This window comes from Falsiroseomonas sp. (assembly GCF_051859025.1).
GTDB lineage: Bacteria > Pseudomonadota > Alphaproteobacteria > Acetobacterales > Acetobacteraceae > Falsiroseomonas.
In genome coordinates this window covers 104,601-126,162 of record NZ_JBHYGL010000003.1, presented here as the reverse complement: position 1 = coordinate 126,162, position 21,562 = coordinate 104,601, and the positions used below count along the sequence as shown (strand labels likewise).

The 21,562-nt window shown below is 70.4% G+C and carries 11 protein-coding genes and 3 pseudogenes; 10 read left to right on the top strand and 4 right to left on the bottom strand.

Translation table 11 applies throughout. From position 1 onward, the window contains the following. The first annotated feature begins 451 nt into the window (after positions 1-451). Complete coding sequence (locus tag ACTIE5_RS06710) at positions 452-2,329, top strand: copper-translocating P-type ATPase (protein ID WP_439548919.1); 1,878 nt, start codon at positions 452-454, stop codon at positions 2,327-2,329. 189 nt (positions 2,330-2,518) lie between these two features. Here the strand turns inward: ACTIE5_RS06710 and ACTIE5_RS06705 are convergent, their stop codons facing one another. Continuing rightward, on the bottom strand, positions 2,519-3,445 hold the full coding sequence (locus ACTIE5_RS06705; protein ID WP_439548918.1) for a tyrosine-type recombinase/integrase: 927 nt from the start codon (positions 3,443-3,445) through the stop codon (positions 2,519-2,521). A 751-nt stretch (positions 3,446-4,196) separates the two neighbouring features. Then, entirely contained in the window at positions 4,197-4,769 is a 573-nt protein-coding gene (locus tag ACTIE5_RS06700) for a M35 family metallo-endopeptidase (protein ID WP_439548917.1), read from the bottom strand. 301 nt (positions 4,770-5,070) lie between these two features. Here ACTIE5_RS06700 and ACTIE5_RS06695 point away from each other — a divergent pair, with 301 nt between their 5' ends. After that, positions 5,071-5,364 carry a transposase family protein gene (locus ACTIE5_RS06695; protein ID WP_439548963.1) on the top strand — a complete coding sequence of 98 codons (294 nt, stop codon included), beginning with the start codon at positions 5,071-5,073 and terminating at the stop codon, positions 5,362-5,364. Positions 5,365-5,415: 51 nt separating this feature from the next. On the opposite strand, the gene ACTIE5_RS06690 is transcribed toward ACTIE5_RS06695, so the two are convergent. Further along, positions 5,416-5,919, bottom strand: a complete 504-nt coding sequence (locus tag ACTIE5_RS06690; RefSeq protein ID WP_439548962.1) for an ATP-binding protein — start codon at positions 5,917-5,919, stop codon at positions 5,416-5,418. A gap of 3 nt (positions 5,920-5,922) precedes the next feature. Further along, positions 5,923-7,121: pseudogene (gene istA / locus ACTIE5_RS06685) on the bottom strand (IS21 family transposase); the annotation flags it as partial. 181 nt (positions 7,122-7,302) lie between these two features. On the opposite strand from istA, the pseudogene ACTIE5_RS06680 reads away from it, so the two are divergent. The 8 genes and pseudogenes from ACTIE5_RS06680 to ACTIE5_RS06645 all read left to right on the top strand — a co-directional run. Beyond that, positions 7,303-7,656, top strand: a pseudogene (locus ACTIE5_RS06680) (helix-turn-helix domain-containing protein); the annotation flags it as partial. A 166-nt stretch (positions 7,657-7,822) separates the two neighbouring features. After that, positions 7,823-8,227, top strand: a pseudogene (locus ACTIE5_RS06675) (IS66 family transposase); the annotation flags it as partial. A gap of 2 nt (positions 8,228-8,229) precedes the next feature. Further along, on the top strand, positions 8,230-8,436 hold the full coding sequence (locus ACTIE5_RS06670; protein WP_439548916.1) for a hypothetical protein: 207 nt from the start codon (positions 8,230-8,232) through the stop codon (positions 8,434-8,436). Positions 8,437-8,472: 36 nt separating this feature from the next. Beyond that, on the top strand, positions 8,473-8,913 hold the full coding sequence (locus ACTIE5_RS06665; RefSeq protein ID WP_439548915.1) for a hypothetical protein: 441 nt from the start codon (positions 8,473-8,475) through the stop codon (positions 8,911-8,913). Positions 8,914-9,063: 150 nt separating this feature from the next. After that, positions 9,064-10,425 (top strand): hypothetical protein, encoded by a 1,362-nt coding sequence (locus ACTIE5_RS06660; RefSeq protein WP_439548914.1) that lies wholly within the window; start codon positions 9,064-9,066, stop codon positions 10,423-10,425. Between the two features lie 200 nt (positions 10,426-10,625). Further along, a complete protein-coding gene (locus ACTIE5_RS06655; protein WP_439548913.1) occupies positions 10,626-11,645 on the top strand; it encodes a hypothetical protein in 1,020 nt (339 codons plus the stop codon). Positions 11,646-11,672: 27 nt separating this feature from the next. Next, entirely contained in the window at positions 11,673-16,280 is a 4,608-nt protein-coding gene (locus tag ACTIE5_RS06650; RefSeq protein ID WP_439548912.1) for a hypothetical protein, read from the top strand. Between the two features lie 8 nt (positions 16,281-16,288). Continuing rightward, positions 16,289-21,541, top strand: a complete 5,253-nt coding sequence (locus ACTIE5_RS06645; protein ID WP_439548911.1) for a hypothetical protein — start codon at positions 16,289-16,291, stop codon at positions 21,539-21,541. Positions 21,542-21,562 lie beyond the last annotated feature (21 nt).

The window sequence follows — 21,562 nt, the reverse complement described above, 5'->3', positions numbered from 1 at the left end:
GAGCGGCCCGGGCGGCCACCGTGCTGACTCCTGGTCGGGGTGGGTTGTCGAAACCTTCAACCTGACACCGGGAGATTCCCACGATGACCGACGAAACGACGGCCCGCGCGGGCCTTTCGGGAAGTCCTCTGAAGCCGACCCACTGCGGGAGATGATCGTCGTTGCTCCGCTTTTGTCGATAGGCATTGGGTCAGGTAGTCGCCAGTCTCTCGAACTGCGCTGGGCTTGTGACGGCGAGGGCGGCTTGGAGGCGGTCAGGGCCGACGAGGACGTCGTGGCCACGAGCCGCGCCAGCTAAGTGCCCCCGCCGTAACTGGCATTTGTAAGCAAGCTAACGGCGGCGACGCGGATGCGTTTGCATCGGGTTCTTCACTGCGTAGATGTCTGTCTCAAGGGCGCGGAGTAGTTCTGTCATGGACGCCCGAGTCCGGCATCTGTCGATCGGCTTCTGGTGGGCGTCGGCAACTGGATCCAGCTTGCGCTCGCGACGCCCGTGGTGCTCTGGGCCGGCTGGCCGTTCTTCGAGCGGGGCTGGCGCAGCCTGCTCACCCGCAGCCTCAACATGTTCACGCTGATCGCCCTCGGCACCGGCGTCGCGTGGCTGTTCAGCGTGGTGGCGACGGTGGCGCCCGGCATCTTCCCGGACGCGTTCCGTGCTGCTGACGGCTCCGTTGCGGTCTACTTCGAAGCGGCGGTGGTCATCGTGATGCTCGTGCTGCTCGGCCAGGTGCTGGAGCTGCGCGCCCGCGAGCGGACCGGTGGCGCCATCCGCGCGCTGCTCGACCTCGCCCCACCCACCGCGAGGCGGATCGGCGCGGACGGGGCGGAGGAGGAGGTTGCCCTGGCGCATGTGGCCGTTGGCGACCGGCTACGCGTGCGGCCCGGCGACAAGGTGCCGTTGGACGGCGAGGTGCTGGAGGGCATCTCCAATGTGGATGAGAGCCTGGTAACGGGCGAGCCGGTTCCCGTGACGAAGGCGCCGGGAGCGCGCGTCGTCGGCGGCACGTTGAATGGCCAGGGCAGCTTCGTGATGCGCGCCGACCGGATCGGGCAGGACACCGTGCTGGCGCAGATCGTGCGGATGGTGGCAGGCGCGCAGCGATCCCGCGCGCCGATCCAGCGGCTGGCGGACCAGGTCTCCGGCTGGTTCGTGCCGCTGGTCATCGCCGTTGCGGCACTGGCCTTCGTGGCCTGGGCTGTATGGGGGCCTGAGCCGCGGCTGGGCTTCGGCATGATCGCGGCGGTGACAGTGCTGATCATTGCCTGCCCCTGCGCGCTGGGCCTGGCGACGCCGATGTCGATCATGGTCGGCGTCGGCCGTGGCGCGCAGGCCGGCGTGCTGATCAAGAACGCCGAAGCGCTGGAGCGCATCGACACCCTCGTCGTGGACAAGACCGGCACCCTGACCCAGGGCCGGCCCGAGGTGGTCGCGCTGGTGCCGGCCAGGGGCGTCACCGAGGCCGAGCTGCTGCGCCTCGCCGCCGGGCTGGAGCGCCCGAGCCAGCATCCGTTGGCGGAAGCCGTGGTGCGTGCCGCGACGGCGCGTGGGCTCGCCGTTCCATCTGTCGAGGGCTTCGACGCGCCGACCGGGCGCGGCGTGACGGGCAGCGTCGAGGGGCGACGCATCGCAGTTGGCAATGCGCGGCTCATGTCTGAGATCGGTGTCGCCACCGCGGCGCTGGACGCCGAGGCGGAGCGGCTGCGCGGCGACGGCGCGACGGTGTTCTTCGTGGCTATCGACGGCACGCCCGCGGGGCTGGTCGCTGTCGCCGACCCCGTGAAGGAGACGACGCCAGCGGCGCTGGCTGGCCTCGCCGCCGAAGGCGTGCGGGTCGTCATGCTCACCGGCGACAATCGCACGACAGCCGAGGCAGTGGCGCGCCGCCTCGGCATCGTTGAAGTCGAGGCGGAGGTACTGCCCGAGGACAAGCAGCGCATCGTCGAGCGCCTCAAGGCCGAGGGGCGCCGCGTGGCGATGGCCGGCGACGGCGTGAACGATGCGCCGGCGCTCGCCGCGGCGGAGGTCGGGATCGCGATGGGCACGGGGACCGACGTGGCGATCGAGAGCGCGGGCGTGACGCTGCTGGGCGGCGACCTCACCGGCATCGTGCGGGCGCGGCGGCTGTCGCGCGCGGTGATGCGCAACATCCGGGAGAACCTGTTTTTCGCCTTCGCCTACAACGCTGCCGGCGTGCCGATTGCGGCAGGGGTGCTGTACCCGTTGTTCGGCATCTTGCTCTCGCCGGTGATCGCGGCGGCGGCGATGGCGCTGTCCTCGGTCAGCGTGGTGGGGAACGCCTTGCGGCTGAGGAGCACGAAGCTCGATTGAGCCCCTGCCCTGCCGGCCGCTCCTCCTCGAGGCGCTGTCGTGGCTCGGGTCCCGACGCGTCAACCGCGACAGGCGTCGACGACGCGCTTCACCTGCATCGGATGCCAGGCGCGACCGCCGGCAGGTGCCGGCACGCCGCGCGCGGTGAGCGCCGCAGCGAGTTCGCGCAACGTCGTCGCGGCAGTCGTCCTAGCCTTCCCGCCGTCCATAGAATCGCGCAACGGCGCCGCGACCGGCAAGGGCTCGCTCTGCGTAGCGGGCCGGCATGGCCGGCGACTTCCAGCGGCCCGCCTGCATGATCGCGGGCAGCTCGGCGCCCGAGGCGGCGAGGTCCTGCGTCATGCCGACGCGTGCCGAATGGCCTGAGAAGGCTACCGGGTCGAGCCCGGCGATGGCGGCGAGCCCCTTGAGGATCGGCGGCACTGCGGAGGGCACGAGCCGTCCGCCGGGCCGGCCCGCCTTGCTCAGCCGGCGGAAGATCGCACCCTCGGTGATGCCGGCCAGCGCCGTCCAGCGGCGCAGCTGCGCGACCGCACGCGGCGACAGCCAGAGTGTCGCGCCGCCGCCTTCCTGGTCGGTCTTCGAGCGGCGGATGAGCGCCGTCGCGCTGCCGTCCGCCGCCGGGGCGATGTCCTCGACGTCGAGCGCCACGGCCTCGGCGCGGCGCGCGAGGAGGTCGCGCATGACGAGCAGCAGGGCGACGTCGCGCTGGAGGCGGATCGCCGGCTCGGGCCCGACGACGCGCAGCAGCAGGCGGACGTCGTCCTCGCCGATCGGCGCGGCCTGGCGCTGCCGCGTGCCGAGTGCGCGCGCCATGCGCTTCAGCGCGAGGCGCACCTCTTCGGCGCGGGCCGGGTCGTCGAGGCCGGCGGCGCGGTGCAGTGCGCCGACCGCCCAGACCGCCTGGCGGATGGAGGCGGGCTTCAGCGGACGGGTGGCGAGGGCGTCGACGTAGGCGGCGACCGACGCCGGCGGGCACGGCAGCACCGGCACGCCGGCCTCCGCTGCCCAGGCGGTGAAGGCGGCCGAGGCCTTGCGCAGCGCGCGCTCGGTCTCAGGCGCGAAGGCACCGCGGGCGGCGCGGGCATGCGCCTCGAGCCGCTCGGCGAGCGCCACGCCGGCGCCGGGTGTCAGCTCCGTTGCCCCTCCGGCCCGCGCTAAGCCCGTCCTGTCCCCGTCCACTGTCGCCAGATCCCCCCGGATCGCCCCCGGGGCACCCTGCCTCGCGTCCGCGCGCATTACCAGCGGTAATGTCAATTACCAGGGGTAATACAGATGGCTTCTATCTCCGGGCCGACTTGTGAAACTCCGCCCGCCGAACTGCCTGACCTCCAACCATGGCTGCCGTCCGCCCGCAGACCGCACCCGCGATCCCTGACCAATTTGACCGCCTCGAGTTTGAACTCGCGGCTAAATGTTCTTCGTCCCATGCAAAGGTCTCCGATCGGGTGAAAACCTTATCCCAGGTGTCCACCAAACCGGCAGCAAGCTACGTTGCCTAACTGCTTGGCCATCGCCAACAGGCCAACCTTGGCGCGGATCACCTCCCGTTCTGTTTGGGCCATGGGGCTTTCTCATCAGGTCGGCCGAGGCGCTTCGCTTCGTCCATGGTTCCGTGCCCCGGCCTCTCTCCCTACTGATTATACCAACTGTCCGATTAAGCCGAAGTTTCTACGCCTAACGCTCACCAAACGCCCTCGCGCCGGCCATCAGCGCCTCAATCTTACGCAGCTACGCTAGCGGATTGTCTTTAACATCAATCTCCAACCCGCCTTGCAGGGACAATAAGCCCGCCGTTCTGGTTGGAGGGCGAGGGCCTGAACGCGAGGTACATCAGCGGAGGCTCACCAAGAGCCGTAATGACAATTTACTGAAGCGCAATGGACTCGACAAAATACTCGAAATTGTCGGCAGTTCTAAGTGCCAAGTTCGGATCGGCGATGGCGCGCTGCCGTGCTGCTGCGACACCGTATCGGCCGCCCGCATCACCAGTACCGCCAACAAGCGTGAAATGAGTCATTTCGTGGATTAGTACACCGGGCTTACTGTCAAATCCCAATTCCGGAGCAGGAAAAAATAGATCGCCTAGCGTGATTCCAAACGGCCGCGAAGAATATACATAGGCATATACACCTTGAGAGACATTCAAACAGCGAAAGCTAACCCCATCAGTGAATACCACTGCTCGCGTTAGAATATCCTTAACGCGCGTCACCGTAGGAGGGGTGAATCTGCCAAACCATTCCTGTAGTCTGTTTACGGTATTGGTGTCCGGAGCTTCTAAGCGCGATATTGAAGTGTTCATCGCGGTTTTTGCCCTTTGCAACGCTGCGCGCGCGACGCTCATCTGATTAGGCGAGCAGGCAACCTCAGCCGCTATCACAGATGTTGGTGCGGCAAGAGCCATGCCCAAGCCGACCATCAAGTTACGGCGTCTCATGTCGATCTCATCCCGAATCGCATGCGCATAAATACGTCGAAAATCATAGAACAGGCTGCACTGCCGCGGTAGAGAAAATCGCCTTCGGTGTGCTCCTCGAAGAGTCGCGCGCTCTGACGTATGCGGACAGCACCTGGGCGCTTTTGTGCCGCGACTGCTGCTGCATCTGCAAGATGCTCGCCTAGGAGCGCGCCGGCGCGATAAGGAAGCCGGCGCGCAGGCTGTACCCGCCGAAGACGCCGACATTGTGGCTCCGCATGGAACAAGGGCTCTGTCGCTCCTCGCGTGCTGGGGGGCGTTGATGGGGCACCGCTCCATCAGGAAGGCGCTGGCGATGCCGAGCCTCGATCCGCGTTCTCTTCTGCCAGTCGGGCTCATGCTCGAGGCTGTCGAGGTGACGGCCGACACGATTACCATCAGCGCACGCCGAGCAGGCCGCATCGGCCACTGCCCGAGTTGCGGGGTGCACTCGAACCTTGTTCACAGCTTACACCGACGGCGGGTCCTCGATCTGCCGGCCCATGGCCGAGTGGTCGATCTGCATGTCCAGATCCGTCGCTTCCGCTGCGCCGAAGCGTGTTGCTCGCGTGTTTAGACTGCGTATTCCGGTGATCGTGGGCAGGTGTCATGCCGACGGCTTGGTGGATCAGGGAGGCGGATTGGCGTCAAGCGTTTCGGCTGACGCGGCTCGCCTGGCAGCAGTGCGACGCATGCTTTCTACCTTGAGCTCGATGCGATGGGCGTTGTGGATCAGGCGGTCGAGGATGGCGTTGGCGAGCGTCGGATTGCCGATCACGGCGTCCCACTGGGCGACCGGCACCCGGCTGGTGACGATGGTGGAACTGCGGCCATGGCGGTCCTCCAGGATCTCCCGCAGATCCTCGCGTTCCGCCTGGGTCAGCACCGCCAGGCCCCAGTCGTCCAGCACCAGCAACTCGACCTTCGCCAGGGCCTTCAGGGCGCGGCTGTGGCGTCCGTCGCCGCGGGCGATGGCGAGGGCCTCGAACAGCCTGGGGACCCGCTGGTAAAGCACGCGCCGGCCATCCCGGCAGGCCTTGTGAGCAAGCGCGCAGGCCAGCCAGGACTTGCCGACGCTGGTCGGCCCGGTGACCAGCAGCCCCTCGTGCCTTTCGATCCAATCGCCGGCCACCAGCTTCTGGAACAGCGCCCGGTCGAGGCCGTTCTGGAGGATCGAACGGATGGAGCCGACGGAGCGGGCGCGGATGCTGACGCCGCGGGCGCTGGCAGCCTCCAGCCGGGCGGCGCCATAGCTCCGCGCCAGGCCCAGGATGCCGAGACAGGTGCGGAAGCCTTGCTCGGGATGCGGCCGCGCCGTCATCACCGCGTCACACAGCGCCACGGCGGAGGGCCCGATCCTGGCGGCGTCCTCAGCGGCTGCAGCGCCGGGGCATCCAGGCTGGCGAAGAGTTCCGCCCGGCTGGCGCCAAAGCCGCGCATCAGGCGGGCGTTCAGTTCGGCGGTCAGGGTGCTGATCGCCGCGTTGAGGTCGGCCAGCGAGAAAAACCGGGCGTTGCGCAGCCGCGCCAGAATCCAGCGCTCCGCCAGCAGCACCGACTGCTCCACCTTGGCTTTGTCGCGCGGCTTGCCCGGCCGCGCCGGCAGGATGGCGGTGCCGTAGTATGTTGCCATCTCCAGGTAGGACCGGTTCAGCCCGGGGTCATGTCGGTCGGGGTTGGTGACCGCGGCCTTGAGGTTGTCGCAGACCACGAATTTCGGCACGCCCCCCAGCGCGGCGAACAGGTTCACATGCGCGCCAAGCCATTCCGCCAGGCCCTCGCTGGCCCGGGCCTCGGCAAACACCAGGCTGGAGGCGCCCATGCAGGCGACGAACAGCTTGGCCTGCCAGATCTCGCCGCTGTCCGGGTCGACCACGCCGATGGTGTCGCCGGCGAAGTCCACGAAGACCTTCTCGCCGCCGACATGGCTCTGCCGCATGGTCGGCGAGACCTGGGATTTCCAGGCGTCGTAAGCCTCGCAGAACCAGGAATAGCCGAAGCCGTCCGGCTGCTCGGCCCTGTACTCCTGCCACAGCAGCGCCCGGGTCACGCCGCGCCGCCGCAATTCACGCTCCACCGCTGCCCAGTCCGGCAATGGTCGCGCCGCCTCTGGCGCCGGCTGACCCGGGAACAGCCGACGCTCCAGCGCCGTGTCGTCCATCCCGGCCGGCAGCGGCCAGGCGAGCCCCGCCGCTCGCGCCCGCGACACGTAGGACGCGTCCGCGCCTTTGCTGACGCCAACCGCCGTCGCCAGGACGCGGTCACTCAGCCCAGCCTCGAACTTCAGACGCAGTACGTCGCGGATCCGGCGCATCGACAATCTCTCAGTAGGCATCGGCAGACCCCGTTCAGGACGAGGTCCCCTTAGCCGGCTCAGACTGTCGGCAATCCACCCCAGGCAACCCTCAACCGGGTGCCCACGATCCCGTGGAATCAGTGCCCATCATCCCGTGAAATCCGCATTTAGACCGGACACATCCCTTACGGGTGTTCGGAGACATGCTTGACGCTTTTGGGTGTGGTTTCTCGGGAGAGAGGCGGTGCCCTGGAAGGCGTTTTCCGTGCTCGATACACGTCGCGAGGTCATTCGCCTTGCGCAGTCTGGCGAGGTCTCGACCGCCGCCCTCTGCCGGCGCTTCTGCATCAGCCGGCAGACCGGCTTCACTCTGCTGCGCCGCCATCGCGAGCAAGGTGACGCAGGCCTGGCCGACCAGTCCCGGCGTCCGCGCACGAGCCCCCGCCAGGTTCCGCCTGGGACTGAGGCGCAGATCCTCGCCCTGCGCGCCGCCCATCCGGCCTGGGGTGGGCGCAAGCTCGCCCGCCGTCTGCGCGACCTGGGCGTCGCCGACGTCCCGGCCCCTTCCACCATCACCGAGGTCCTGCGCCGCGCGGGGCGGATCGACCCTGCCGAGGCGGCACGCCACAAGCCCTTCACCCGCTTCGAACGCGAAGCCCCCAACGATCTCTGGCAGATCGACTTCAACCGCCCGGCACCGGGCGGGCAGGTCGTGATCGGCGCCCACACCGGCAGCACGCCGCGTCGCCGAGGTCGAGACCTGGATGCGCGAACAGCGCGCCCGGATGTCGCGCCACGCCGAGGTGGCCAAGGCCATGGACTACATGCTGACCCGCTGGTACGCCTTCAGCCGGTTCCTGAATGACGGCAGGATCTGTTTGACCAACAACGCCGCCGAGCGGCAGCTGCGCGGCGTGGCTCTCCGCAGAAAGGCATGGCTGTTCGCCGGCTCCGACCGCGGCGGTGAGCGCGCCGCGGCGATGTATTGCCTCATCGCCACCGCCAAGCTGAACGACGTCGATCCCCGCGGCTGGCTCGCCGACTTGCTGACCCGCATCGTCGACCACCCGGCCTCCCGCCTGCACGAGTTGCTGCCGTGGCACTGGAAGGTGACCCAGGCCAGTCCCGCCGCCGAGGCCGCCTGACCGTGGCCGCGTCAAGCGTCGTCTTCACCATCGCCCGCGCCGCCGAGATACTTGGCGAGACCGTCGACCTCCTCGACGAGATCGCCGACCAACTCGAACCCGAGGACGGCTGCCTCTGGATCTACGACACCGACGATCACGCGACCCTTGGCTTCACCGAGCGCGGCATCGAAAGCCTCAAGGAGCTCATCGCTGATCAAAAGCGGTAAGCGTCCGCCCAGCCAACGCGCTCATCACCCGCGGCCTTGGCCGGATGGATACTGTCCATCGACCGCGCCTATGTCGATTGCGGCTATCGCGGCCACGACGCCGACAAGGCCCGCGTTTTCCTCTCTGGCCAGAAGCGTGGCGTAACGCCCGCCATTCGCCGCGGGATCAGGCGGCGCGCAGGCATCAAGCAGGCCATCGGCCACCTGAAGCAACACGGCCATCTCGGCCGCAACTTCCCCGCCGCCGCCACCGGTGACGCCATCAACCTCATCCTCGCCGCCGCAAGACACAACCTCCGTGTCCTCCTTGCCTGGGCTGATACGCCTTCTCGCGATCCTCAGCCTCCTCGCGCCCACGGCCTCGACGCCAACACCGCTGCTCGCCGCGCGCTGACATCGCGTTCTTCACGGCCGACTACCGACCCACGCGGGTCGATACGAAATTCGATGCGATGGAAGATCGTTTGTCAGAAGTGAATTATCGGTAATGAATGGCGGCGCATTTTCGAATTGAAATTGATTTATTCTTATTCCGTAATGCCCATGACATGACGCGATGATCGCTCATGAGAAGAGCATGCAGCGATGCCAAAGCCACTGCCGGGTGCCGTCCTGAATCCAGCCGGCATGCCCCTTTCGCGCCGTCTGCTGTTCAAGCTGGGCGGCCTTCTGGCCACGCCATGCGCGACCATTCAACCCGGCAGCGCGGCGGCAGCGCCATCGTCCCAGTTGCTGGTCTTCGGCGGGCTGCAAGCCGATCTGACCAGACAGCTTGGTGTCGAAGCCGCGTCGTGGGCAGGCTCTGTCTTCGACCTCTGCGCGGCGTTGCATGCCGCAGGCGTCGCGCCTGCGGCCGCGCTCGACATTGGCGATAGCCTGACCGGCACTCCGTACGCCTGGCACGGTGGCGGGCCGGTCATCGGGCGCGTCCTCGACGCGCTCGCCCCGACCCTGCATGTCCCGCACCAGGATTTACTGCGCGACGACGGGCCTGCCATCCCCTGGCGTTTCGCATCGCCGGATGTGGTCGCCATGCCGCCGGTGCCGGGGATGAACCCCGCCATCGGGGCGCTCAGCCTGGTCTCCCCGATCATCCTCGCGCTCCTGTCGCGGACGGAGGTGAGCGCCACCCCGCCGGTCGAGGCCGTGACGGAGAGCCTCCACATCGCCACGCGGCGGCTGCGCGCGGAAGGTGCCTCGCTTCTTGCCTTGGTGCTGCGACGCAATCTTCCCGACGGGCTCGGTATCGATCAGCTGGACGCCGACCTCGTCGTCATGCCTTGCGCCGACTTACCGGAGCCGGTCGCGACCCGTCTTCCGGGGCAGCGCTGGCTGCTGCGGGTCCCGGCCGGCCGGCCCTTCGCGCTTCTCCTGCCGCTCGAGGCCGGACGCCTAGCCTCCACCTGGCCGGGCCCCCGGGCGCTTCGCCTGGGCAGGGGCGACGGAGCGGTCGCGCCACCCATCGCGGCATTGCTGGCGCAGATTGCGGATTCCTGTGCGGCGGACGCGATGCTGTCGCCGGCATGCCCGGTCCCAGGCACCGGAAGCTTGGCCGAGGAGGTCCTTCGAAGGACCGGCGCCGATGTCGCGCTGTGGCTTCCGACAAGGCCGCTGCCGGAAGCGCGGACTCGACCCGCGACCTTCGCCCACCTTCCCGGAGGCCCTGCGGCGCGGGTGACGGTCCGGGACCTTTCGGGCATCGACCTCCTAGCTGCCATGGCCACGGCGACAGCGCTGTGCGCGCCCCTCGACCACCTGCTACCGGCCGCCGTGCAGCGGTACGGGCTCGCCCCTGATCCGGCCGGGGGATGGCGCCTCACCGGCCGGGGGGAGGCTGTGCAACCAACCGCCTCCTACAGGCTCGCAAGTTGGGGCTTGCCTGGCGCGCCACCCGGCGGATGCGAGCTCGCCTCGCTGCTCGCCGGCGCCACGCCGATGGCGCCAGGGGCTTGTCAGGCAGAGATGATCTTGGGGGATCGAGAGGCATGATGAACCGCTCCGGCGCACCGTGGGGCGCAGCATGGCGGCATGCGGCGCGTGCGGCCCTGGCAGTGCCGTGCCTTGCACTACTCGGCGCCTGTGCGGGCCGGGAGGCATCACCGGCGGACCTGAACGGCGCGCTCACCTACCTGCCATTGCCGGGCGCAGCCGCGCCCGCCATCCCCGTCGCACCGGGCATGCGCCTGCGCATGACGATGACCAGCCTTGCGGAGCGGAACCGGAACGTCCAGCCGCCGATGCCGGCCCGGATCGACTGGACCGTCCCGGCCGCTGACGGATGGACGGCCGCCGACATGCAGGTGGTCCTCGCGCTGCTGCAGCAGGCGGAACTGCGCGATGCGGTGCCCGGCCTGCCCGAGCCCCAGGACTTCACGCAATGGGCCTCCGACCGCGGCGAAGCGGTCCGGCGGGAACCGTGCGGGGAGGCCGCATGGCGCTGCGCCGCCAGCTTCGAACGGCGGCTCGGCGCCCAGGTCTTCGCCCCAATCGCCGCGACGATGAGCATCGTCCAGGCGCAGACCAGCGAGGAGGAGCTACCACCGCCCGGGCAGCGCCTTGAATGGACGCGGTCCGTGGTCTGCCGCCTGTTGCCGGGCCACGTCGCAGACATCGACCCCAACGCTGCCGCGCGCCGTCATCTTGAATTTCTCACCTGGGGCACGGCGGCGTCCGGCCCGCCGCCGCTGCCTGTCCGCACCTTCGGCTGGACCGGCGCGATTGGCTCCGATCAGGTCGGGCTGGCGCAGCGCGTACCCGGGGGCCGGAACGCGATGGCGGTGGCGGTGGGCGCGCTGGAGGGCCGGGGCTGGATTGAGCTGCTGATCCCGGTCCGCGTCGCCGGCGAAGCGCAGCCGCGCTTCGTCACCCCCTGCACGACGCTCCGCGACGTGGAGGACGCGATCGGCGCTCCGATCGCGGCGATCCGGCGCGACGGCCAGTACCAGCCGGCCGGCGGAAGGGGTGCGCTCTCTGCCTCCGCCTACCGCGCCGCGGATGGCGCCTTCGCCATCCTGCTGCAACCCGCCGTGCCGCGGCTGGGCGCCATGGCCGACTGGCCGGCGGACCAGCCCGTCGTGATGGTCGCGGATCGCGGAGACGCCGATACGATCCTGGTCGCGCCGGGCGACCTCCTGGTGCCCGGGGTCGCGGCGTATCCGGGCGGCGGGCGGCGCCTGACGGATCCCGTGCGGGTGCGCGGCTGGGACTGAGGCAGCCTGGGCGAGAGGAGACGGCGGATGGTCGACGCAGTGCATCTGCTGGGCCTCGATTGGCCCATCCGCGGCGACGGGACGCTAGACCCCCCGGTCGCGGCCGGCCTTGCGGTCCAGCTCAACGAGGCACGGCTGACCGAAACCGCCGGGGGGCAGCGCGCCACGGCCACGCTGCGGATCACCGCGCGGCTGTCCACCGCTCAGGCGGAGATACGGATCGCCGGCACGCTCGCCCTTCGGCGCTCCGCCGGGAGCGATCTGTGGCAACTCGCACCCAATCCGCTGCCCGCGGGCGCGCCGAGGCCCCTGCTGCACGTCAAGCCGGCGGACAACAGCACGCCGCTACAGGCGCTGGCGCTGGAGGCAGGGCCGCTATACCTGCGCGCGCCGCAGGGCGACAGCACCGGCTGGCGGATCGGTGCAACCAGCCTAGTGCCGGGGCAGCGCATGGAACTCGGCGTCGCCCTACCGGGCTACGCCCTGCTGGACGACAACGCGACCGGCCCCCTAGCCATCCTGGGCGGGCTGGTTCTGGACGGCCCGGCCCGCGCGACGGAACCGCCGCGACCCCGCCCGCCGGGTGACTCGCTGGCGGCCGAGCCGGGGCTGTTCGTCCCACTGGTGCGTATCGTCGACGGCGCGACAGTGATCGGCCTGCATGCCACGCGCGGTGCCCTCGCGGCCGAGGTCGGCAGCGCCTGGCGCCCCGCCGCCACCAGCGGCGCTCGCTTCGAGTTCCGCACCGTGCTGCCCTGCCGCCCGACCGACCTGACGGTCGCGGCCAATGCGGATGGGCGCGTGGCAACGCTGCGCTTCACGCCGCGGAGCAGCGCCGCGACAGTCGCGCTGCATGTCGATTCCGCCCGGCCGATGCGCCGGCCCGCCGATGTCGATCCCCGCAGCAATCCGGCCATCGCGCCGCTGGAGATGGAGGCCCCGCAGATCGTCGCCGTCATCCGACGCGGCACCGGGCAGCTGCGCCGCCTGTCGGATCTCTGGGCAGAGCCGCTGCGCCGGGGCGAGGCGCTGGTCATCACCTGCCACGGGCTCGGCACGCCGCAGGGCGATGCGGCCCGCATCGCGCTGACGCCGAACAATGGCCGGCTGCCCTTGGCCTTGCGCCCCGCGCTGCCGCTCGACAATCCGAACACCGGCGGCGGCGCGGCGCTGCTTCACCTCTCGGCGCTGCTGCTGCGCGACGCGCCTGGCGCCGGCGAACTCGGGCGTATCGAGGTGCTGGATCCGCAAATCCTCGAACAACGTGCCCGCGCCGTCCTGCACTGCGAACTCGATGCGATGGAGGCCAAGGCACCGCCGCGCGGCGTGCTGGCCTGCCAGTCCGCCCATTCGGTAGCGCCGCCGCCTGGCGCGGACTGGCTGGTCCGCGAACTCCAGCGGGATGCGACGGCGCCGCAGATCAGGCTGGGCGGTGAGCCCGACCAGCGGGACGCGGATGCGCCCGAACTCCTCATGGCCAAGGCAGGCGACAGCTTTCGTCCGTCGGGGACGGAACGCGGCATCGTCCACCACGCTTTCAAGGTCGGCCGGCTCGGCCTGCCGCTGGTGCCGCTCGCAGTGCTGCGGACACGGGATGGCAACCGGCTGGACGCTTTCGCGGTGGCCCTGAACGGCCTCGTGGGCCAGCCACGCTACACCCTGGCCACCAGCGATCATGAGACCAGGCTGCGGGAAGGACCGCACCCCAACGGCCCGCAGGTGCCACTCCAGGCCCTGTTCCCGGTCCCCCTCGCTCGCGTCGCCGCCACGGCGCCCGCCGCGCAGCCTGGTGGTGCGCCACCTCCGGCGTCGCGGCCCTCGCTCGGCGACCATTGGCTGACGCGGAGCTACGGGCCGTTCTCGCCCGATCGCGACTTCGCCGTGTCGCACGGGCAGCCGGCCGCGGATCCGCCGGACTACCTGGTTCTGCGCGAGCCCCAGCAGACCCCCTGGCTGGGCGTGGACCAGCGGCTCGAACTCACCCTGCCGGTCGGCGCGGATGGCGTGGTGACGATCCGCGTCGATCTGCGCGATGCGGGGCTGGAGGCGACAGCCGGCACGGGCGGCAAGGTGATCGGCATCCTGAAGATCAGCCGCCGCCTGGACCTGCCGGCCATCTTCGCGACGGAGGCCGCGGCGGGACGCCCGCTGCCGCGTCGCGTGCCGGGTGCCCTGGACGAGGACCTGCTCGACCGGATCATCGACCCCTCGGTGAAGGCGCGCGGCTGGACCGGGCTGATCCTGTTCGGCGTACCGGTCCAGGCGCTGCCCGAGATGCTGCAACGGTTCATGCCGTCCGGACTGGTGCTCGGCTACCTCGCGGTGCCGCCCGCGCTGCGTGGCCAGCCGCCCTCCATCGCCGCGCGACTGCGGTGGAAGCAGGCCGATGCCCAGCCGGAAAGGGACGAGAGCGGGGAGGCGTTCTTCCGCCCGATCTCGGCAGACATCGCCTGGGCGGACGGGAAGCTGCGCCATGCCGAGATTGAGGCGCGGCTGCGCGTGCGCGCCTTCCTCGGCCTTGGCGACGCAGCCAACCCGCCGCCGCCGCTGGCCATCCGCGGCAGCTTCGATGCGGAACGGAACGAGCTGCGCTTCTCCGGCCGCTTCGACACGCCGCTCGACCTGCTTCCCCCGCTCGTCGGCGACGAGAAGCGCGTGATCGAGCAGGCGGTTCTGAACGGCCTGTCAGTGGTCAAGGCCGATGACGGGGTCTGGCTTTCGGTCGACGGCGAGATCACGCCCGGCGAGTTCCATTGGGCGAATGGGCCGATCGACATCCCGCGGCTTGGCAGGTCGCCCATCACCTTCACGGGCCTGCGCTTGCAACTGCCCCGCTTCGACATCTCGCTGCCCTGGCAGCCGACCGCGTTCCGCTACCCCTCCCTGAAGCTCCCGCTGGATGCCAAGCCCTTCGGCTTCGGGCCGCTGCGGCTGAAGCTCGATTGGCTCGGGCTCGGCAGCGGCGTCGACCTGACCGGCTACATCCCGATGTGGAGCGACTGGTCGGCCGGCGCGGGCGACTTCTGCTTCGGCCTCAGCCTGGAGTTGATGAAGCTTCCCGAACTCGCGTTGAAGAGCGTGGACCGGCTGCGGATCGACCTCGCCTTCCGGCTGCCCTCGCTCGGCGGCGGCCTGCACCGTAATTGGAACCTGAACGATGCGCGCATCGGCCTGAAGCTCGCGGGCTTCGACGGGCTGAACATCGACCTGCTGCGCTTCATCGTGCTGAAAGCCGACAAGGTCCGGTTCGGCAAGGTGGTGACGCCCGAGAAGCCCGGCGGCAATCCCTGGATCGTCTTCACCGGCGTCTCGCTCAGCGTCGCGGGCTTCAAGGTGATGGAGAACCTGGCGCTGGCCGTCTTCACGACATCCGAAGGCAAGACGGGCTTCGTCGGTTGGCTCGGCGGGTCCGATGCAGCGAGCGGCAATCTGATGAATTTGCTCGGCTGCGACTGGCTGCTGCTAGGCCAGAACGTGACGCTACGCGAGGACGCCACCAAGGACGTCTTTCAGAAACTGCTCGGGATCGAGGACCTGCTGCCTGGGCAGCCGCAGGGTGCCGATGCCGACCCCATCGAACGAAATTCGAAGGACTTCCACAAATTCATCGGCGCCGCCTTCGGGGCCAACCAGGATGTCGAGCCCGCGGGTGAGGGCCGCGAGCGTGCCGTCATCAAAGCGAACCAGCAGCTCTTCATCCCCGACCCCGGAAGCGCAAACCGGGAAAGCTGGTTCTTCGGTGCCGGCGTGAACTTTGCGGACGGCCTACTGCGCGGCAAGGCGCTGTTCCAGGACCGCCGCTACTACGGCCTCGCGCTCGGCGGGCGAATGTTCGACTTCCTCTTCGACGCCCCCTTCGCCGTCTCCATCCTGTATCAGAAGGGCGACGTGCCCTCGAAGGACCGCTTCTTCTGCGCGATCGCGGTGCCCTCCTTCACCCTGACCGGCTTCAGCTTCCGCGGCGGCATCCTGGAAGCCACTGTCGTGATGGATGGCGACTTCCTCTTCGATTTCGGCTTCCCGCGCCTGGATGGCCCGCGCCGGGCCTGGGAACGCAGCTTCGGCGCGATCGTGGGCATCCTGCAGGGCTCCGGCGGCGTCTATCTCGGCCGCGCCCGCGGTGGCGAGGTGAAGCGCCGCCTGGCCGACCTGGTGGCGAAGCTGCCGGCAACCGCCTACTCGCCGGACACCCTCGAAGCGCTGTCGGCCGGCTACGGCGTACAGGCGGGCTTCGGCGCGACCTTCAACGCCGGTGTCGTCAAGGCCTTCGCCCGCATCGGGCTTTACCTCGTCTGCGAAGGCGACATCGTCACCGCGAAGCAGGCGACGGGGCAAGGTCGCCGCGATCTCGTGGCGCTCCGCGTCACGGGCGCGGCCGGCGTGCTGGTGGAAGCGCAGGCCCAGCTCGACTGGTGGATCATCTCCGTCCGCGTCGCCGTCTTCGCCACGGCAGAGATCCGCGCGACGCTGACCTGGGTGGTCGTCACGAAGACCATCGCCGTCGACCTCGCCTTCGACCTTTCGGCGCGCGTCAGCGCCTCCGCCTGCATCGGGGCGGGTCCCTTCAAGGTCTGCAAGGGGATCAGCGTCTCGCTGAGCATGCCGGTGCGGCGCAGCTTCACCCTGAACGTCTGAGGCACGCCATGGATGTCTTCCTTTCGCTCGACGTGTTCCTCGGGCTTTGGTCCGAACCGCGCACGGCACCGCGGCGCGAAGCCTGGCTCTGCCTGGTGCCGCATGTGCGCCGCGAAGATCTCGCGGCCTATATCGCCCATGCGGCCAGCGAGCGGCCGGGCACGGACTGGACCTACCGGCTCGCCGGCGCGGAAACCTGCGGGATCGATGCCGGCCTAGTGCCGGTCAACCTGCCCACGCATGTCGACCTCGAGGTGACGCCGCTGATCGGCGACACGCCGCAGGCCCCGCTGCGGCCTCGCCGGCGTGCCCTCGCGAAGCTGAGCAGCCGCGATGCGCTGACCCGGTTCTGGATCGAGAATGAAGGCGTGGCGGCGCGGGAAGCCGCCACCGCCTCCCGCCCCGACATCGCGGCCGCCCGGCGGGACAACACGCCGTCGCCGCGGCCTGAGCAGGAAGGCGCGGCCGCCGCCATGACGCGCGCCTGGGACGCACTGCCGGGCCCCGTGGCGCAGCCGCGCCCCTTCAGTGCCCTCTACAACGCGATGATGGCCGGCGCGCTCGACAACGTCGAACCGGCGAGGCTGGAGGGTGCCCTCGATGATCTGGCGGCGCGGCAGCGCCTCGCGCTGCATGGCGGCCGGCGCTACCGCGCGCGGGGTCCGGACGTGCTCCACGAAGCGGGCGCCGGCGTCGAGCACCTGTTGCTTCCCGACGGCGTGGCCGACCCCGAGGTCACCTGCCTGCACAGCCTGCTCGGCCTGACGCTGCAGCTGCGGAATGCGGGCATCGGGCGTATCGACGGCCTTCGCATCCGCCTGCGCGCCACGGCGCCGGATGACAGCGACGATCCCTCGGCGGACCCGGACACAGCCGAACTGGCCATCGATGTCCACCTCGCCCGGCACGGCCAGTCCAGCTGGTTCGGCCGCGTCTTCGGCAGCCTGTCCGAGCTCGACAAACCGGCGCCGCGGATCGCGGCCGACTGGGACGGCGATTTCGCCCGCAAGGTCTACGTCGTTCGCACCTTTGTCCCGCTGTCAGCGCGGCGTGTCGAACCAGGCAACCCGCTTTTCGCGCCGCCGCCCCGGAAGTCGGGCGCGGTACCGGGGGCACTCGCCCTGATCCGCGCACAGGCGCCCGCAAGGCCCAACGCGGATCCGCGGACCGATCCACTCCGCCTGCGGCCCCGCCTCGTCCTGCCCGCCACGCTGAAGCCCTATCGGCGCACGGCACAGGCCGGAACGCCGGCGGATGCGGTATTCCGCCTCAGCTTCGGCGCGCTCTGGACCGAATTCGCGGCAGCGCTGGGCGATGTGCCGCCGGCGGGTGGCGTCCCGGCCTGGCTTACCCAGGGCATCGCGGAATGTCGCGACACTGAGGGGCTTCCCGTCACGCTGGAGCTGATCGGGGCGTATCGCTTCCCCTGGGACGGTTCCGCCACCGGCGAGCCCACCATCTTGGTGCGGCGGGACAGGGCCGATACCAAGCCCGCATTGCAGCTTCTGGTGCCGCCGCCCGGCTACCCCGCCGGCGCGGATCTTGTATCCGCCACGCCGCGGCCGGAGGGCACCGGGGGCGACGCCCTGCCCGCTGCTGGGGGCACTGCCGTGCCGGCCGGAACGCCGCCTGTCCCCCCGGCGCCGACTGATCGCGTCGATGTCTGGGAATTCGCCCCGCCGTCAGGCGCCGGCGCGGCCTGGCCGGGCAGCACCCTGGCCGCCTGGCTCGGCTTCGTCATCGCGCCTGGCCTGCCGCCCGACCTGGCGTCGGCTGACTTCCTTGGCGGGCTGGAGATCGCCGCGCGCTTCGACGGCGATGTCGGGCTCGAACCTGCGCAGAGCTGGAACACCATCACCGCATCCGTCACGGTCGAGTATCCCACGATCGACACATCAGGGCCAGACGATGCGGCGCTCGTGCGGCTCTACGACCTGCTGAACTTCAACGCGCTGAACCTGCGCCTGACGGACGGCGCCGGCGCGCAGGTCCACCTGAACCCGCACAGCGAGCTGTATCCGGTCTGCGCCGATTCAAGGGTCGTGGATGGCTGCGACCTGGTGCACCGGCAGCGCTTCACCTTCCGCCTTGCGCGACCGGAGCTAGAGGACAGCGATGCCGTCCGGCGGCGCCGCCTGCGGGTGGCCCTGCCCTATGACCCGGCCGTGCACGGCCCGCTGCGCCGGTTATACGCGCGGCTCGAACACACCTATGGGGTCGAGCTCCCGCCCGGCGGGCAGGAGACGGTCGGGCTGACGCGGATGCTGGAACACCGCGTCGCGCTGGCCACCGATGTTGCCATGCCCGTGCTCCGGACCTGGCAGCAGAAGATGGGCGGACAGCCAGCGCCGGCCAGCGGCGACGAAACCGCGCAGCCGCTGCTGCGCATCGCGCTGCGGGCCGGGGCGCCGCCACGCCTGATCCTCCAGTTCGCGCGCCCGCTGCTGGCGGACGACGTGCCGCGCACCGAATGGGCCGAAGCGCAGGACGCCGCGTGGCGCGCCATGGCGGAGATGGCGGCCGCATCCGCCCTGGCGATCCGCCTCGAGGGGTGGGGGTTCAGCCTGGCGGCGGCGCTGGAGAAGCGCGAGCGGGAGCGGCGCGACGGCTTCGGCATCGACGGCGCCCTCGTCCGGCGGGGGGAGGCCCGGGTGGCGGATACCGGACCGCTGCGCGCCTATGCCCGCCGCTGGCTCGACTGGCTGCTCGGCAGGACCAGCCTGCCGCCGGCCGGCAACGGGGAGATCGTGCTCGATCTCGGGGAGGAGGCGGCGGACCTGCTCCGCCGGTCGGAGATCGTTTCCGCCGAACTCGTCGTGACGCGGGCCGTGGAGTTGCAGCCGCCGGCGGCACCGCTAGCGGTGCGGCGGCCCGACCTTCCCCGCATGCCGGCACCGCAGAGCGGAGCCGGGGCTGGCGTGGACACCACCGACCAGCGCTGCGAGACCCTTCCGGCGGATGTCGTGCTCTTCGACGCCAGCGACGGGTCGGGGCAGTTGCCCGGCATCGGGCGCATCGTGGAAGGCTGGCAGGCGGAACGCCGGCAGCGCAGCGGGCGACTGGCCTGGATGGACGAGCTGGACTGCTTCGGCCTCTGCACCGCCGGTCCGCCATCGTCGGACGACCATGTCCGCCGCCTGTCCGCCGTCCGGCTTCAGGCGCTGCTGTCGCGCCAGGATGGCGACGCCACGCCGCTTTATGCCTGCACGCCCTGCGCGCCGGACGCGAAGCCGTCAGGCCCAGAGCGACCGCCGGCGATGCCGCTGGGCTTCAGGCCGCTGGACCCGGCCCGGACCCTGCTCGGCCCCGCAGCGGAGCCGATCCTTCGCCGGCTTGGCGCCGCGCTGAACCTCGCGATGGAGGGGGAGGCCCGCATCCCGGCGGAGGCACCCGGCGCCGCCTGGCGGTCGCATTTCGATGCACTGCAGACCCTGGCCGGCCCGGCCGCCGGCGGCTCGCCGGGGGCCCTGGTCCGGCTCGTGTCGAACATCGCCGCCCTCGCTCTGCCCGTCACGCGGACCGCTGGCGACCTGTTCAGCGCGCTGGCGGTCGATGACAGCCCGGCGCGGCGTGCCGTCCTGGCGGAGATCGAGGCGCGGCTCTGGGGCGATGCGGGCCTCTATGACCGGCTGAAGGCCTGGATGGTGACCGACCTCGGCACCGCAATGCCCGACCAGCTCCGCAGCATCGCTTCGCGCAAGGTCATTGCTGCCGGGCGGGAGGACGCCGACCTGTTCAACCCGGCGGACCTCGTGCTCGTGCCCGGCACCGGTGGCGCGCGTCACCGTGTCCTGCTCGAGGAACTCGATGACCTCCGCTACGACAATGCCTTCAAGTTAGCGCGGTTCGGCTACGAGGATTTCGTGGCCGCGGTGGCGCGCCGGCTGCGCGACGGCATTCCCGCCCCCGTGCCGCCGGAGGGCCATAGCAACGACCCGGAGCTGGAACTGCCGGGCCGTCGCCCGGCGGAGGCGCCCATCTATCTCGCCAGCGCCGCCATGGACCGCTTCCAGCCCTGGCAGCGCCCGCCCTCCTGGACAATCGCCGACCTGGAACCGCTGCGGACGGTGTCCGAGGAAGCGCTGAGGCGCGGGCGCATCGAGCGTGTCTCCGGCACCTGGCCCGGGCCGCTGACGCTCGCGGCGCGGCCCGAAGGCCGGGCCGAGGCGCCGGGCCCGGCCGGCGTGGTCTCGCCCCTGGTGACGGTCACGCATGTCTTCGCTGTCAGCGGAAACGAGGAGGACGACGGGGGCGTGCAGGCGTTCCGCTTCGACACCTTCGCCCTGACCTTCGATGCGCGCGAGCCGCCCGCCTCGATCGCCGCCGCCCGCACCGATACGCGCCTGGCCGCCGCCCTGGCCGACATGCTCGCCGCCCCCAACCCGCGCGCGGGGCTGCAGGCGCTGTGCGGCGGGCTCTCGCCCGGGCCGGGGCTCGGGGATCGGCTCGCGCAGGCCGTGGCGCTCGCGGCGGAGGCAGCCGCGCCGCGCCCGGCGCCGCCGGACATGGAGAACACCGCCGCGAGGATCCGCATCATGCTGCCGGCCGAGGGCGAGACGGGCGAGCCGCTGCTACGGACGGTCCTGGCCAACGCAACTGTGCCAGGCATGCCGGAAGGCATGCAGGTTGAAGCCTTCCTCTATCTCGACCAGGCAGCACGCGCGGCAGCGGACGGCGCCGCAGCGCGAAACGCCTACCTGCTGGTCAACGTCACCCTGCCCTTCTGGGCCGCGTCGCAGCCAGTGGTGCTGAGGCAGTACCGCAACGCGGGCGCGCACGATGCCGTCTTCGCCCCGGAATTCGGCCTGGCCTCCCCCGGCAGCGTCCCGACCCGCCCGGTGGGCGAGACGCTGGAGCGCACCGTCGGCGAGATGCCGGAGGTGGTACTGGGCGATCGCGACATTGGCCCGACCGAGCTCGCGCATCACCTGATTGGGAGGTGGGCCGGTGCAGCGTGGCAGTACGATCAGGACCTGCAGGTCACTGTTGCGCAGCGGCAGCAACTGCGCTTCCCCACAGGCAGCAGCACGAGCGGCGCGCGCTGGAGCTTCGACCGCGGCCGCCCCTTCAGCGTCTGGACGGCGGCCGCGTCCGCGGTGCCGCCCCCGCCGCAGCCCGGCACGCCCCTGTTTCCCGAGCCCTATAGCCGCTTCCTCGTGGACCTGCAGTGGCAGGCGCCGAACAACCGCCAGGCCTTCCGCCTGCGCGGTATCCCGATCAGCTTGGCGCGAACGTACCAGGACCGCCCCCGTCGGCAGTGACCTGCCCGCTTGTCACGTTCC

What these genes read in the sequence shown, in the direction of transcription:
- ACTIE5_RS06700 (WP_439548917.1), bottom strand. Translation starts at nt 4,769, where the DNA reads ATGAGACGCCGTAACTTGATGGTCGGCTTGGGCATGGCTCTTGCCGCA.
- ACTIE5_RS06695 (WP_439548963.1), top strand. Translation starts at nt 5,071, where the DNA reads ATGGGGCACCGCTCCATCAGGAAGGCGCTGGCGATGCCGAGCCTCGAT.
- ACTIE5_RS06660 (WP_439548914.1), top strand. Translation starts at nt 9,064, where the DNA reads ATGCCCCTTTCGCGCCGTCTGCTGTTCAAGCTGGGCGGCCTTCTGGCC.
- ACTIE5_RS06655 (WP_439548913.1), top strand. Translation starts at nt 10,626, where the DNA reads ATGACGATGACCAGCCTTGCGGAGCGGAACCGGAACGTCCAGCCGCCG.
- ACTIE5_RS06650 (WP_439548912.1), top strand. Translation starts at nt 11,673, where the DNA reads ATGGTCGACGCAGTGCATCTGCTGGGCCTCGATTGGCCCATCCGCGGC.
- ACTIE5_RS06645 (WP_439548911.1), top strand. Translation starts at nt 16,289, where the DNA reads ATGGATGTCTTCCTTTCGCTCGACGTGTTCCTCGGGCTTTGGTCCGAA.